Below are 14,593 nucleotides of genomic sequence, written 5' to 3' on the forward strand. Positions count from 1 at the left end.
GCGAACGGCGTTTTTTGTTCCGCTCGCGTTTTGAGTTTTGCCGTTCAATACTTTTGTTGGCGCTCGTACAACGACTTATAGTGCTGGATCCGCGTCACGCGCAGTCCGGGCATTCCCGACCGATCGATCGCCCGCTGCCAACCGGCGAACTCCTCGACCGTCAGGCCGTAGCGCGCGCAGACATCGTCGACGCTCAACAGCCCGCCATTCACCGCGGCGACCACCTCGGCCTTGCGCCGAACGACCCAGCGCGTGGTGCTGGGCGGTGGCAGGCTGTCCAGCGTCAGCTGCTCGCCCAAGGGCCCGATGACCTTGCCGGGACGGATTTTCTGGTTCTCGATCATTTGAAACCTCTGGTCGGGGCGGGGGGCCCCCTCTCGATACGCACACACGACCTGTAAGCGCAGGTCTTGAAGATCGGCTGAAACGCCGCGGTAAACAGCATCTTCATTCCTCCTTCCAACGGGTCAACGCCGCGGCCATCGGCCCGTTGAACGCACCGTGGAGTGGCGCGAACAACTTCGGATCGATCGTGGCGCGAGCAAATCCCGCCTGCACCGCCGCTGTCGGGCTCGCTGCCTGCCGGGCGGCGATACCGACGATCAGGACGGCCAGGTCACCCGGAAGAACGGTGACCTCTGCGTCGCGATCGAAACGGGGAAAACTCAGGTCCAACGGGATACTCGCTTCATTCTCGGAAGCCCCTGTCTAGGCCAAGGGGATGAAGACTGCGTAAAACACCCGCCACGCAGTGGCCGATTTGTTGCATCGCGACGTTCGCCGGTCGCATTTTTCACTCGCTTCGGCCTGATCGAGGTTAATCGACGCATCTTTTTGCAACGCGGTGCCTCCGCGCTTATGTAGCGCCGCATGGATCAGACCGATTTTCAGCTCGGGGCCAGCGCCGATACGGGCATGGCCGGAAAGCGCATCGTCGTGGCGATGTCGGGCGGCGTCGACAGTTCGGTCGTCGCCGCGCTCGCGCATGCCACCGGCGCCGAGACCATCGGCGTGACGTTGCAGCTGTACGATCATGGCGAGGCGGTCGGCCGCGCAGGCTCGTGCTGCGCGGGCCGCGATATCCGCGACGCCCGTGCGGTCTGCGATCGCCTCGGCATCGCGCACTACGTGTTCGATCACGAGACCAGTTTCCGCGAGCAGGTGGTCGACAAGTTCGCCGACGAGTATCTCGCCGGTCGCACGCCGATCCCGTGTGTTCAGTGCAACATGGGGCCGAAGTTCACCGACCTGCTGAAGCTCGCGCGCGATCTCGGCGCGGACTGCCTTGCGACCGGGCATTATGTGCGGCGTGTCGAGGGCGCGCACGGGGCCGAACTCCACCGCGGCGCCGATCCCGCGCGCGACCAAAGCTACTTCCTGTTCGCGACCACGCAGACGCAGCTCGATTACCTCCGCTTTCCGCTCGGTGGCCTACCCAAAGCACGCGTCCGCGAGATCGCCGCCGAACTCGGCCTCGGCGTCGCGGCCAAGCCGGACAGCCAGGACATCTGCTTCGTTCCCGACGGCGACTACGCCGGGCTCGTCAAAAAACTGCGCCCCGAGGCGGCGGAGACTGCGGGCGACATCGTCGATCTCGGCGGCGCAAAGCTCGGCGAACATCGTGGGCTGATCCACTTCACCGTCGGCCAGCGCCGCGGGTTGGAGATCGGCGGCAGTCCCGAGCCGCTCTACGTCGTGCGAGTCGAGCCTGCTACGAAGCGGGTCGTCGTCGGCCCCCGTCGCGCGCTGGCGGTCGAGGCAGCACGGATGACCGACATCAACTGGCTGGGTGGCGATTTCACCGGGCCGCTGACGGCCAAGGTGCGATCGATGGCGAAACCCGTCCCCGCCCGTCTGGTCGGCGACCGCGTGGTGTTCGATGCGCCGGAATACGGCGTCGCGCCCGGTCAGGCGGCAGTACTCTATGCGGGCGAGCGCGTGCTCGGCGGCGGCTGGATCGCGGAAACCGAAGCGGCACTCGTCGCCGCCTGACGCGTTCAGGGCGGATGGATATCGAAGATCTACGCCGCCAGATGGAAGCCGCCGCCGCGGCGATGGATTTCGAAACCGCGGGCAAGTTGCGTGATCAGATCAGCGTGTTGCGCGGCGGCGGCGAGGTAGCGGACACGGCTGGTCTGACACGGCAACAGCCCGGCGCGATGGGGCTTGGAACGAGCCAGCAGCGGATGACGCCGCCGCCGGGCTGGGTGAAACCGAAAAAGCCCGATCCGATGACCAAGGGGCGGAAGCGGTAGCTCTTCTTCGCCCCCCTCCCTGAAAAAGAGGGGTTGGGGGTGGGTAGGCCGGCTTGAGTCACGCGCGTTCGGAGAAAGCGGAAGCCGACCCACCCCCGGCCCCTCCCTTCCAGGGAGGGGGGAAGCAACAGGAAGATCACCACGATGATCCCCCCGGGGGCATTGTCAGCCGCGCCTAAATCAAGGCAGCAGGAAGGTGCCTTCGATCGTCGTCACGCACGATCCGCCCAGCACCACGCGGTCGCCGTCCAGACGACACGTCAGCTTCCCGCCGCGCGCACTCGCCTGATACGCCGTGAAGCTGTTCCCCAAGGTCGGCGCCCAATACGGCACCATCACCGCATGCGCCGAGCCCGTCACCGGATCCTCATCGATCGCATAATACGGCGTGAACACGCGGCTGACGATGTCGGTCGCCTCCCCCCGCGCCGCCACGATCGCGACGATCGGGAAGGCAGCCAGCGCGGTGAAGTCGGGCTTCAGGTCGCGAACGATCGACTCGTTCTCAACGATAACAAGCGCATAGCCCTTCTCGTGCCACAACGTCTCCACGGGCTCGGCGACGTTCAGCGCGGCGACGATCTCCGGAATCGCCTTCGGGCTCGGCCCCCAAGCCGGCAGCTCCAGCGTGTATCCGCTATCCGCCCGCGCGACCTCCAGCATCCCCGCCTGCCGCGTCCGGAACCGCACCCGGTCGAGCGCGGTGTCCGACGACAGCACGAAATGCCCGCTCGCCAGCGTCGCATGGCCGCACAGCGCAACCTCCGCCCCCGGTGTGAACCAGCGCAGGTCGAAATCGACACCCTCGTCGTCCGAAGCAACGATGAACGCGGTCTCGCTCAGGTTGTTCTCCTGCGCGATGTTGAGGAGCACGTCGTCGTCGAGCCATGCGGACAGCGGCATCACCGCCGCCTGGTTGCCGCCGAACGGTGTGTCGGAAAACGCATCGATCTGAGCGAACGGTATTCTCATGCCTGAATCCTCAAACGCGTTTGCCGAATCCTGAGCGGACTATACCCGCTTGCCGAACCAATGCGGCGTCACGTCCGCCTCGACCAGCGGATTGTCGGTATCGACATGCCCCTCGGGATCGAGATGAATCAGCACCTCGACCTTGGGGAACGCGGTGCGCAGGTTGCGCTCGACCGCCTCGACGATGTCGTGCGCATGTTCCACGGTCAGGTCGCGGGCGACCTCCATGTGGAACTGCGCGAAATCGTGGCTCCCCGAGCGCCGCGTGCGGAAATCGTGAATGCCGCGAATGCCAGGCTGGCGCGCCGCGACGTCGAGGAATTGCGCCCGGAAATCCTCCGGCCATTCCTTGTCCATCAACTGGTCGATCGCGTTCGACGATGCCTGGAACGCACCCCAGGCGAGCCACAACGCGATGACGATGCCGAAGATCGGATCCGCGCCGCTCCACCCGACATATTGATCGAGCACCAGCGCGACGATCACCGAGCCGTTGAGCAGCACGTCCGACTGGTAGTGCACGTTGTCCGCGAGGATCGCGACCGAGCCGGTCTGGCGGATGATGCGACGCTGATAGGACAGCAGGAACACCGTAGCGACGATCGCGACGACCGACACGCCGATGCCGAAATCCGCCCCGGTGGTCGGCTGCGGATCGCCGAATGCGAGGATGGCACGCCACGCGATGCCGACCGCCGACGCGGTGATCAGCATGACCTGGAACAGCGCGGCCAGTGCCTCCGCCTTGCCGTGGCCGAAGCGGTGGTCGTGATCCGCCGGCGTCGCCGCCAGCCGCACGCCGTACAGCGTGACCAGCGACGCGAGCAGGTCGAGCGCGGTATCGGCGAGCGAACCGAGCATCGCCACCGAACCCGTCGACCATGCCGCAAAGCCCTTCAGCAGCAGCAGGAAACACGCCATCGCGACGCTGGCCAGCGCCGCGCGGGTTGCGAGGGGTATGACCCTGCGCCGTTCGTCCTGCGTCATGGGAACAGCAGCCCTTCGCTCCAGTTGCCGTCTTCGCGAACGAACAACCGCCGTTCGTGGAGCCGGTGCGCACGGTCCTGCCAGAACTCGATCCGCGTCGGCTTGACGCGGTAGCCACCCCAATGCGGCGGCCTCGGCACGTCCTGGCCTTCGAACTTCGCGGTCATTGCGGCAAAGCGCTGCTCGAACGTCTCGCGGCTATCGAGCGGCCGGGACTGCTCCGACGCCCAGGCGCCAAGCTGCGAATCACGACCACGCGAGGCGAAATAGGCGTCGGACTCTTCGTCCGTCGCCCATGATACCGGACCCTCGATGCGGATCTGACGGCGCAGCGACTTCCAGTGGAACAGCAGCGCACCCTGCGGATTGGCGGCGAGCTCGCCTGCCTTGCGACTTTCGCGATTGGTGTAGATCACGAAGCCGTCGGGGCCATGCCCCTTCAACAGCACCATGCGCACCGACGGCCGCCCCTCGGCATCGGCGGTCGCGAGCGCAACCGCGTTCGGGTCGTTCGGCTCGGACTGCTTGGCTTCGGCGTACCAGCTATCGAACAGCGTGAAGGGATCGTCTGACATGCCGCGCGCCATAGCGGGATTTGGCGCGGAACGAAACTTTGGAACGACTCTACCGTGCCGATGATTGACCCAGGTAATTGAATCGTTTCCGCAACGAAGGAACACGCAAGGTGGCAGCGCGCGCGTATTGGCAGGGGCAGATCCGGCTGGCCCTCGTCTCGATCCCGGTCGAGATCTATTCCGCGACGAAATCCGGCGCGGCGGTGTCGTTCAAGCAGATCCACGAGCCCTCGGGCCAGCCGATCCACTACGACAAGGTCGTCACCGGCGTCGGCCCGGTCGACGCCGACGAGATCATGAAGGGCTATGAGGTCTCGAAGGGCGAATACGTCCTGCTGGAGCAGGACGAGATCGATGCGGTGAAGCTCGAGTCAAAGAAGACGCTGGAACTCACGCAGTTCGTCGATGCGAGCGAGATCGACGTGCTGTATTACGAGAAGCCGTATTTCGTGGTGCCCGCGGATGATCTCGCAGAGGAGGCGTTCATCGTTCTGCGCGAGGCGTTGAAGCGGACGAAGAAGGTCGGGCTCGGCCAGCTTGCGATGCGCGGCCGCGAATACGTCGTCAGCCTGAAGCCATGCGGGCGAGGGATGGTGCTGGAGACGCTGCGTTATGCCGACGAGGTGCACAAGGCGCAGGGGTATTTCCGCGAGATCCCCGACGACAAGCCGTCCGAGGAGCTGCTCGAACTTGCCGAGGCGCTGATCGAAAAGCGCAGCGCGGACTTCCATCCGCAGGAGTTCCACGATCGCTATGTCGACGCGCTGAAGGACCTGATCGAACGCAAGCGCAAGTCGAACGGCAAGAAGATCATCGAGGACAAGGACACCGGCGGGAAGACCGGGTCGAACGTGGTCGATCTGATGGCGGCGTTGAAGAAGTCGATGGAGAAGAGTGGGGGGAGTGCAGAGAAGGCGCCGGCGAAGAAAGCCCCTGCCAAGCGCGCGCCTGCCAAGACGGCGGCCAAAGCGCCAGCCAAAAAACGTGCTTAAGCTCCCATCCCTGAAAGGGAGGGGTTGGGGGTGGGTCGCTCACCGTAATAGCGCCCCGCCCGCCAAGCAGCCGACCCACCCCCGGCCCCTCCCTTCCAGGGAGGGGTGAAGATGACCAACGATCCCCTCGCGCTCTACAATGCCAAGCGGAACTTCACCAAAACCGCCGAACCCGCCGGCACGCTGGCCCCCGGCAACGGCAACAGCTTCATGGTGCAGAAGCACGACGCCACCCGCCTCCACTGGGACTTCCGCCTCGAAATCGACGGCGTCCTCAAAAGCTGGGCGGTCACCCGCGGCCCCAGCCTCGACCCCAACGAAAAACGCCTCGCCGTCCGCACCGAGGACCACCCGCTCAGCTACGCCACCTTCGAAGGCACGATCCCCGCCGGCGAATATGGCGGCGGCACCGTGATGCTGTGGGACCGCGGCACGTGGTCGCCCATCAAGGGCAAGTCCGCAAAGGATCTCGACAAAGGCCACCTCCACTTCGTCCTCGATGGCGAGCGGATGAAGGGCGAATGGCTGCTCATCCGCCTTAAGCCCCGCGCGAAGGAGAAACGCGAGAACTGGCTGCTGCGCAAGATCGACGATGCGGCAGCCGGCGGCACGGACACGCTGGTAGAAGAAGCGCTGACCAGCATCTCGACCGGCCGCACGATGATCGAGATCGAAGAAGGCAAATCCTCCCCGGCACGGGGAGGGGGACCAGCGAAGGTGGTGGAGGGGGCGGCCCGCAAGAGTACCGCCAGCCGTAAAGTTCTCGCGCGCGGCAAGCCCCCCTCCACCACCGCGAAAGCTAACGGCGGTCCCCCTCCCCGTGCCGGGGAGGAATTTCAGGACCTGCAACTTTGCACTCTCGTCGACGCCGTCCCCACCGGCTCCGCCTGGCTTCACGAGGTAAAATACGACGGCTACCGCGCGCTGATCTCCCTCGCCAACGGCAAGGCCAAGGTCTTCACCCGCACCGGCCTCGACTGGACCGACAAGTTCGCTGCGATCGCCGACGCCGCCGCGAAACTCCCGGTAAAATCCGCGTTGATCGACGGCGAGATCGTCGCGTTCAAGGACGGCCACCCCGATTTCTCGACGCTGAAGGACGCGATCTCCACCGGCGGCAACATGACGTTGTTCGCGTTCGACCTGCTCGCGCTCGACGGCGAAGACCTGACCGGCCTCTCCAACCTCGACCGCAAAGCGCGCCTGCAGCCCCTGATCCCCGAGGATGAAGACCGTCTCCGCTACTCCGACCACGTCATCGGCGCAGGCGAGCAGTTGTTCGAGACGATGTGCCGCGAAGGCCTCGAAGGCATCGTCTCGAAACGCGCCGACGCGCCGTATTCGGGCAAGCGGACCAAGGCATGGCTCAAGGTCAAATGCACGCACCGCCAGGAGTTCGTGATTGTCGGCTGGCTGCCGTCCGACAAGAAACGCGGCTTCAGGTCGCTCTTGCTCGGCGTCCGCGAGGGCAAAGGGTTTCGCTATGCAGGCAAGGTCGGCACCGGCTTCGACCAGGCGTTGATGGACGACATCCGCGACAAACTGGACGCGCTCGACCGCAAGATGCCGACGGTCGAGGCCCCCAAGGCAGCGGTCCGCGGCGCGAAATGGGTGACGCCGAAACTCGTCGCGGAGGTCGCCTTCGCCGAGATCACCCCCGACGGCGTGCTGCGCCATTCGAGCTTCATCGGTCTGCGCGAGGACAAGGCGGCAAAGGACGTCGTCGCCGAGACGCCCGCGCCTTTGCCCGATGCCGCCCCCGAGACGAGCATAAAGGTCAGCAGCCGGGACCGCGTGATCTTCGACAAGTCGGACGTCACCAAGGGCGATCTCGCCGACTATTACGTCGCAGTCTCGGGCATAATGCTCCCGGTAGCGGGCAATCGCCCGATTAGCCTCGTGCGCTGCCCCCAGGGTCGATCGCGCGCGTGCTTCTTCCAGAAACACGATGCCGGGAGCTTCGGCGACGCTGTCCACAAAGTGCCGATCCGCGAAAAGGACGGCTCGACCGAGGACTATCTGTATGTCGACGATGCGGACGGGCTGGTCGCGTGCGTGCAGATGGGGACGATCGAGTTCCACGGCTGGGGATCGTCGAACGCCGCGCTGGAGAAGCCCGACCGCCTCGTGTTCGATCTCGATCCCGACGAGGGGCTCGATTTCGGCAACACCAAGAAGGCGGCGGAGCATCTGAAGAACCAGTTGGCCGAACTGGGGCTGGTCAGCTTCCCGATGCTGTCTGGGGGCAAGGGCGTGCACGTAGTGGTGCCGCTGACTCCGGAGGCGGAATGGCCGGCGGTGAAGGACTTCGCCGACCGCTTCGCGCGGGCGATGGCGGGGGCCGATCCCGAGCGCTTCGTCGCGACAATGGCCAAGGCGAAGCGGAAGGGGCGGATCTTTATCGACTGGCTGCGCAACCAGCGCGGGGCGACCGCGGTGATGCCGTATTCGGCGCGGGCGAGAGCGGGCGCGCCGGTGGCTGCACCGGTGTCTTGGACCGAATTGCGGGATATTGAGACGGCGGCATGCTGGGGAGTGAAGGATGGGACCGAGTTGATCGCCCGGGCCGGGTCACGGGCGTTGGCGGGATGGGGTGTAGCGGATCAGGTTCTGCCGGATTTGTGAGCCATTCCCCCTCCCCACAACCACAACCACAACCATAACCACCCCGGCAAAGGCCGGGGCCCAATTGGAAAGGTGGCGGTAACGGCGCGATGCCCGTCATTAGCGCCGTCCCCCAATTGGGCCCCGGCCTCCGCCGGGGTGGTGGTTTGTGGAGGCGACAGCTCGCCCCCCTTACTGTTCCCTCGCGAACGCGGGGGGCCAGGGTAACTGCACGCAGCGCTTGGAATTCCGGGACCCCGCGTTCGCGAGAGAACAGGAGTAACGCGCGGCCCCCGCGACAATTTATGTTGCACCGCCGCGTCGAAAGGTGAAACACCGCCGCCTGTATTCGGGGGCATGAGGCATTGAACACGGCGGACACGGCGACGCACACCGCGCCCCTTTTCGACGCGATGATCCATGCCGAGCGCTGGATCGCCGACTATTGCGCTCGCACCACTGGCGCCGACGTGCTGTGCCCCGCTGAAGACGGTAGCGCCGACCCCGCCTGGGCAGCGATGTTCGCCGAGCTGGCGATGGTCGCCTCGGACGACCTCGGCCACATTCGCGAACGCGTCCAGCGGCATGCGGTCGACATCGGCACCGGCTTCCGGATCGCCGACGAGCCCGACGAGCGCCCCTGGCCCGTCTCACCCGTCCCGCTGCTGATCGAGGCCGGCGAATGGGCGGGGATCGAGCGCGGCGTGATCCAGCGCGCGACGTTGATGGAGACGGTGATCGCCGACCTCTACGGCGAGGGAAAGCTGGTCGCGGACGGCCACATCCCCGCCGCGCTCGTCACCGGCAGTCCGTTCTTCCTGCGACCGATGGTCGGGCTCGACCCGCCCGGCGGCCGCCATCTCGATTTCATCGCGATCGACCTCGGTCGCGGGCCGACCGGCGAATGGCGCGTGCTCGCCGATCACCTCCGCGCGCCCGCCGGCGCCGGATACGCGCTGGAGAACCGCATCGCCGTCAGCCGCACGCTCGGCGGGTTGCAGGATCGGCTCAACGTGCAGCGCCACGCGCCGTTCTTTGCAGCCTTCCGCGCCGGGATCGCGGCGATGTGCAAGCGGACCGACCCGCGGATCGGGCTGCTCACGCCTGGTCGGTTCAACCCGAGCTACCCGGAGCAAGCGCATCTCGCGCGCTATCTCGGGCTGCTGCTAGTCGAGGGCGCCGATCTCGCCGCACTTGAGGACAAGGTGTATGTCCGCACGATCGGCGGGCTCAAGCGGATCGACGCGCTGTGGCGACGGCTCGACCCGCGGCTGCTCGATCCGCTGGCGTTCGACACGCATTCGCAGATCGGCGTGCCCGGGCTGATCGACGCGTACGCCGCCGGCAACGTCGTGCTGTCGAACGCGCCGGGGTCCGCCGTGCTGGAAGCGCCGGCGTTCTCGGCGTTCCTGCCGCAGCTCGCGAAGTCGCTGCTCGGCGAAGATCTGCTGCTCCCCAACATCGCGACATGGTGGTGTGGGCAGGACGGCGCGCGGGCCCAGGTCGAGGCGAATTTCGATCGCCTGCTGATCGGTCCGGCATTCCATTCGCGGCCTCTCGGCATGACCGGCGGCCCGGTCACGGGTGCCGACATCGCTGGCGAAGACCGGACGCGCCTGCTCGCCGACATGGCAAATCGGCCGCAGGATTATGTCGGGCAGGAACTCGTCCAGCTCTCGACCATGCCGGTCGTGGTCGGCGATGCGCTCGTCCCCCGCCCCTTCACCCTGCGCGTCTTCGCGGCGCGTAACGGCGACGGCGAATGGACCGTCCTACCCGGCGGGTTCGCGCGGATCGGCGAGCATCCCGACGCGCGGGCGGCGGTGATGGGCGAAGGCATCTGGTCCGCGGACGTCTGCATCTACGGTGCCGAGCCGGTCGCGCCGGTATCGCTGCTGACCGCCGCGGACTCGCTTCAGGTGCGGCGCAATCCGGGGACGTTGCCGAGCCGGGTGGCGGACAATTTCTACTGGCTCGGGCGCTATCTTGAGCGGGGCGAGGCTCTGCTCGGCGCGATCCGGGTGATGCTGGGCAATTCGATCGACGTCGACGGCGGTGCTGTGCTGTCGCCAACCACGGTCGGCAAGCTGGTCGGACTGATCGTCGGGGCGGGCAGCGCGCCGCATCCGCCATCGCTGCGTCGCGCCGACCTGACCGCGCTCGCCCGCACCGCGATGGAGGATGAGCGCGGGCAGTCGATCCTGACGCTCAACCGTCATGCGCGCGAGATCGGCGAAGGCTCGCGCGATCGACTGTCGGCTGACATGGTGCGGTTGCTCGAGGCGCCCTTCCCTACGCACCGCGGGATGCTGGAGCGAGCCGGGTCGCTGCAACGGCGCTATGCGGCGATCGCCGGGCTGTCGGCGGAGCATATGGGGCGGACGGCGGCATGGCGCTTTCATGATCTGGGGCGGCGGGTCGAGCGGGCGATGGCGATGGCGCGCGCGATCCGGTTGTTCGGGATGCCGGGCGCGTCGCCGGACGATCTGTCGGTGCTGCTCGACCTTGCCGACAGCCAGATCAGTTATCGGCAGCGCTATCCGACGGGGATCGCGCGCGTGCCGGTGATGGATCTGGTGGCGCTCGATCCGGGCAATCCTCGGTCGTTGGCGTTTTCGGCGGAGCGGATCGCGGCACGGTTGGCGGAGCTGCCGGTGCTGAGCGACGACGAGATGGCGGAGCCGCAACAGGCTCAAGCGACCGGGCTGCAGGCGATCGTGATGACCGCGACCGCGGCGGAGCTCGATGCGGAGACGCTGGGGGATATCGAGCGGCGTCTCGGCGCGGTGTCGGATGCGCTGGCGCGGCGGTATTTCCTGCAGGGTGCGGAGCCGTTGCGGACTAGCGGGCTGACTTTGGCATGAGGGTGGCCGTGAGCAGCCTACTCCCTCTCCCCTCCGGGGAGAGGGTCGGGGTGAGGGGCAGCCCAGCAGTGCTGCGCGTGGAACAGCCCCTCACCCCAGCCCTCTCCCCGGAGGGGAGAGGGAGCAAGAAGAGGGCGTCCCTCTCAGCTACGGGCATCGGTTTGCGGTCATGATCTATGACATTCGCCACGTCACGACGTTCGATTACGGCGCGAGCGTAAAGTTCGCGCGGTGCAATCTGCGGTTGAAGCCGATCGACTGGCCGGGGCAGCGGCTGGATTCCTATGCGCTGTCGGTGCATCCGGCCGGCCGTACCAGTCCAGCGCGCGCGGAGGCGGGGCTCGCCAACGTCACGCGGCTCGTGGTCGACAGCCCAGTCCGGCACCTGACGATCGAGAGCCGGTCGCGGATGACGGTGGACCGCCTCGTGCCCGTGCCCGATGCCAGCGATCCGACGCTGGGCGAGATCGCGGCGATGGCGCGGGCGAGCACCGATCTTTCCGCGGCGAGCCCTGCGAACTACATCTATCCTTCGCCGCTGATCCCGCTCGACCAGGCGATCGCCGACTATTGCGCGGTGGATCTCGATCCTTCGCGAGGAGCGCTGGAGGCCGGAATCGCGCTCGCGCGCCGGATCCAGGTTGAGTTCGAATTCGATGCGGACGCGACGCTGGTCGATACGCCGCCGCACGAGGCGTTCCTCCAGCGCAAGGGCGTGTGCCAGGATTTCGCGCAGATCATGATCACAGGCTTGCGCGCGGCAGGGCTGCCGGCGGCGTATGCGTCGGGGTATATCCGCACGATCCCGCCCGAGGGTCAGCCACGGCTGGTGGGGGCGGATGCGACGCATGCGTGGGTGCTTCTGTGGTGCGGGCCGGTGCGTGGCTGGGTCGGGGTCGATCCGACGAACGGAATCTGGATGGCGAGCGATCATATCGTGATGGCGGTCGGCCGGGATTACGCCGAGATCGCGCCGGTCGACGGCGTGGTGCTCGGGTCGGGGGCGCAGAACATGGATGTTAGTGTGGATGTCGCGCCTTTGGAGTCCGCATAGGGGCGATGCGATCCTCCCCTGCAAGGGGAGGTGGCTGGCACTTGCCAGACGGAGGGGTGACGCCCTCTCGATGGCGGGTCACCCCTCCGTCAGCCCAAGCGGGCTGCCACCTCCCCTCATAGGGGAGGATGAAGGCGTTACTTCTCGTCGTGCGGGTTAGAATACGAGCCGCCGCCGCTCTCGCCGTCCTTGTCCTTGGCCGGCGCGTCGTTCACGCCATCCTTCTCCTTCGCGCCGTCGTCGTTCTTCGGCACGCCTTGCATCGGTTGTTTGTCGGTCATGATCGTTCCTCTCGTGCAACCAAACACCCCGCGCGCAATTGCGTTGCGCGGGCGATCCCCCCACATAGACGCGCAAGGTATAATGGGGACGTAAGTGGCCGATCCGTACAAGACTCTGGGTGTAGCGCGCGACGCGACCGAAGCCGACATCAAGAAGGCGTACCGCAAGCTCGCGAAGGAGCTTCATCCCGATCGCAACAAGGACAATCCGAAGGCGTCGGAGCGGTTCAGCACGGTCACCAACGCGTACGACCTGCTGAACGACAAGGACAAGCGCGCCCGGTTCGATCGCGGCGAGATCGACGGCGACGGAAATCCCGCGTCGCCGTTCGGGTTCGGCGGCGGTGGCGGCGGACGACCGCAGCCCGGCGGCGGCTTCCGCAGCGAGGGCTATGAGAGCGGCGCCGGCGGGGCCGACATGAGCGACATCTTCGAAGGGCTGTTCGGCGGCGCGCAGCGTGGCGGCGGCGGCGGGTTCTCCGGCGGCTTCGGTCGGCGCCCGCAGCCCAAGGGCGAGAATGCCGCGTATCGCCTGCAGGTCCCGTTCGTCGAGGCGGCGACGCTGGAGCCGCAGCGCGTGACGCTCGCGGACGGCAAGACGCTTGACCTCAAGCTCCCCGCTGGTGTCGAGACCGGCACGCAGATGAAGCTGGCCGGCAAGGGCGAGCAGGGTCCGGGCGGCGCAGGCGATGCGATCCTGACGATCGAGGTCCAGCCGCACAAGTTCTTCACGCGCGACGGCGACGACGTCCGCCTAGACCTTCCCATCACGCTCGCCGAAGCCGTGCTAGGTGGTTCGGTCAAGGCGCCGACGGTCGACAAGCCGGTGATGCTGACGATTCCCAAGGGTACGACGTCTGGCAAGACGCTGCGCCTGAAGGGCAAGGGTTTCCACAAGAAGGGCGGCACGCGGGGCGACCAGTTGGTCACCCTCATGATCGACATTCCCGCCAGCGATGCGGCACTGACAGCGTTCGTCGAAAGCTGGGATGGTCGCGAAGCGGGGAACCCGCGGGGGGCCATGGGCGTCTGAACGCCTTGTGAATGACAATACCCTAACGCCCGAAGCGCGCGCGCACGATCATGGTGCGACGCGCGCCCGTCTCACTCGTGGCATGGCGAAGGTCAGGCCGGGCAGCTACGCGTTCGAAATCGTCAAGCGGGCCGCGGTGGGCGTGTTCAACGATGGCTTCATCCACGCGGGGAACCTTGCGTATCTCGCACTGATGACGGTGTTCCCGTTCTTCATCGTGGCGGCGGCGATCCTGTCGATCTTCGGCCAGAGCGTCGAGACGGTGCGCGCGGTCGAGTCGTTCCTCAACGTCCTGCCGCCCAACGTCGGCGACCTGTTGCGCAAGCCGATCGCCGACGTGCTCGCCGCGCGGACCGGGTCGCTGTTGTGGCTTGGTGCACTCGTCGGGCTTTGGACGGTCGGCAGCTTCGTCGAGACGATCCGCGACATCTTCCACCGCGCCTACGGGATCAAGGCGACCGCACCGTTCTGGAAATCGCGCCTCGGCTCGTCCGCGGTAATCATCCTCTCGGTGGTGATCGCGCTGCTGTCGTTCCTCGTCCAGGGTATCCTGACTGCGGCCGAGCAGTTCATCTATCGCCTCGTCCCCTTCGCGCAGGACGCCGCCGGCTGGGTCGGGCTGTCGCGACTCATCCCCGGCCTGCTCATGTTCGGCGCGCTGTACCTGCTGTTCTACTCGGTCACCCCATCGCGCTATCGCTATTCGAAGTGCCGCAAATGGCCGGGCGCCCTGTTCACCACCGCCTGGTGGGTCAGCGCGACTGCGCTGCTGCCGGTGATCCTGTCGCGGCTCGGCGGTTACGACCTCACCTATGGCAGCCTGGCGGGCGTCGTCATCATGCTGTTATTTTTCTATGTCATCGGGCTCGGGCTTGTATTCGGCGCGCATCTCAACGCAGCACTGGCGGAACCACCCGAAACAACGCTAGAGCAGCCTGCTACGGATATGCAGGTATAGGCGGGGACGGCGTGAACG

At 66.4% G+C, this 14,593-nt stretch carries 14 protein-coding genes; 8 read left to right on the plus strand and 6 right to left on the minus strand.

The annotated features are described in order from the left end of the window. Nucleotides 1-44 precede the first annotated feature (44 nt). Both sciP and ASE82_RS07780 read right to left on the minus strand, forming a co-directional pair. Entirely contained in the window at nucleotides 45-344 is a 300-nt protein-coding gene (sciP, locus tag ASE82_RS07775; protein WP_056061087.1) for a CtrA inhibitor SciP, read from the minus strand. A 103-nt stretch (nucleotides 345-447) separates the two neighbouring features. Continuing rightward, entirely contained in the window at nucleotides 448-675 is a 228-nt protein-coding gene (locus ASE82_RS07780) for a hypothetical protein (protein ID WP_056061089.1), read from the minus strand. A 195-nt stretch (nucleotides 676-870) separates the two neighbouring features. On the opposite strand from ASE82_RS07780, the gene mnmA reads away from it, so the two are divergent. Continuing rightward, entirely contained in the window at nucleotides 871-1,992 is a 1,122-nt protein-coding gene (gene mnmA / locus ASE82_RS07785; protein ID WP_056061092.1) for a tRNA 2-thiouridine(34) synthase MnmA, read from the plus strand. A gap of 14 nt (nucleotides 1,993-2,006) precedes the next feature. Then, the gene (locus tag ASE82_RS07790; RefSeq protein ID WP_056061094.1) at nucleotides 2,007-2,255 is read left to right on the plus strand and encodes a UvrB/UvrC motif-containing protein; all 249 of its coding nucleotides are present in this window, start codon (nucleotides 2,007-2,009) and stop codon (nucleotides 2,253-2,255) included. 180 nt (nucleotides 2,256-2,435) lie between these two features. Here ASE82_RS07790 and ASE82_RS07795 read toward each other — a convergent pair whose 3' ends face one another. From ASE82_RS07795 to pdxH, 3 genes are read right to left on the minus strand one after another with little or no spacing between them, the layout of a single operon-like run. After that, the gene (locus tag ASE82_RS07795) at nucleotides 2,436-3,227 is read right to left on the minus strand and encodes a PhzF family phenazine biosynthesis protein (RefSeq protein ID WP_056061096.1); all 792 of its coding nucleotides are present in this window, start codon (nucleotides 3,225-3,227) and stop codon (nucleotides 2,436-2,438) included. A gap of 39 nt (nucleotides 3,228-3,266) precedes the next feature. Then, nucleotides 3,267-4,214, minus strand: a complete 948-nt coding sequence (locus tag ASE82_RS07800; protein WP_056061098.1) for a cation diffusion facilitator family transporter — start codon at nucleotides 4,212-4,214, stop codon at nucleotides 3,267-3,269. Further along, nucleotides 4,211-4,789 (minus strand): pyridoxamine 5'-phosphate oxidase, encoded by a 579-nt coding sequence (pdxH, locus tag ASE82_RS07805; RefSeq protein ID WP_056061794.1) that lies wholly within the window; start codon nucleotides 4,787-4,789, stop codon nucleotides 4,211-4,213. Before pdxH ends, ASE82_RS07800 begins: the two co-directional genes overlap by 4 nt. A 110-nt stretch (nucleotides 4,790-4,899) precedes the next feature. On the opposite strand from pdxH, the gene ku reads away from it, so the two are divergent. The 4 genes from ku to ASE82_RS07825 all read left to right on the plus strand — a co-directional run bounded on the left by ku (nucleotide 4,900) and on the right by ASE82_RS07825 (nucleotide 12,303). Next, nucleotides 4,900-5,781, plus strand: coding sequence for a non-homologous end joining protein Ku (ku, locus tag ASE82_RS07810; RefSeq protein WP_056061796.1), 882 nt, complete (start codon nucleotides 4,900-4,902; stop codon nucleotides 5,779-5,781). A gap of 111 nt (nucleotides 5,782-5,892) precedes the next feature. After that, on the plus strand, nucleotides 5,893-8,406 hold the full coding sequence (ligD, locus tag ASE82_RS07815) for a DNA ligase D (protein ID WP_056061101.1): 2,514 nt from the start codon (nucleotides 5,893-5,895) through the stop codon (nucleotides 8,404-8,406). A 392-nt stretch (nucleotides 8,407-8,798) separates the two neighbouring features. Beyond that, nucleotides 8,799-11,249, plus strand: a complete 2,451-nt coding sequence (locus tag ASE82_RS07820) for a circularly permuted type 2 ATP-grasp protein (protein WP_056061800.1) — start codon at nucleotides 8,799-8,801, stop codon at nucleotides 11,247-11,249. 169 nt (nucleotides 11,250-11,418) lie between these two features. Then, a complete protein-coding gene (locus ASE82_RS07825) occupies nucleotides 11,419-12,303 on the plus strand; it encodes a transglutaminase family protein (protein ID WP_056061104.1) in 885 nt (294 codons plus the stop codon). A gap of 137 nt (nucleotides 12,304-12,440) precedes the next feature. On the opposite strand, the gene ASE82_RS19380 is transcribed toward ASE82_RS07825, so the two are convergent. Continuing rightward, nucleotides 12,441-12,584, minus strand: a complete 144-nt coding sequence (locus ASE82_RS19380; protein WP_156348815.1) for a hypothetical protein — start codon at nucleotides 12,582-12,584, stop codon at nucleotides 12,441-12,443. A gap of 94 nt (nucleotides 12,585-12,678) precedes the next feature. On the opposite strand from ASE82_RS19380, the gene ASE82_RS07830 reads away from it, so the two are divergent. Both ASE82_RS07830 and ASE82_RS07835 read left to right on the plus strand, forming a co-directional pair. Beyond that, nucleotides 12,679-13,617, plus strand: coding sequence for a DnaJ C-terminal domain-containing protein (locus tag ASE82_RS07830; RefSeq protein ID WP_082441371.1), 939 nt, complete (start codon nucleotides 12,679-12,681; stop codon nucleotides 13,615-13,617). Nucleotides 13,618-13,699: 82 nt separating this feature from the next. Next, nucleotides 13,700-14,575, plus strand: coding sequence for a YihY/virulence factor BrkB family protein (locus ASE82_RS07835; protein WP_235518308.1), 876 nt, complete (start codon nucleotides 13,700-13,702; stop codon nucleotides 14,573-14,575). Nucleotides 14,576-14,593: the final 18 nt, after the last annotated feature.

Origin of the sequence: Sphingomonas sp. Leaf230, from assembly GCF_001421745.1 — a bacterium.
GTDB lineage: Bacteria > Pseudomonadota > Alphaproteobacteria > Sphingomonadales > Sphingomonadaceae > Sphingomonas.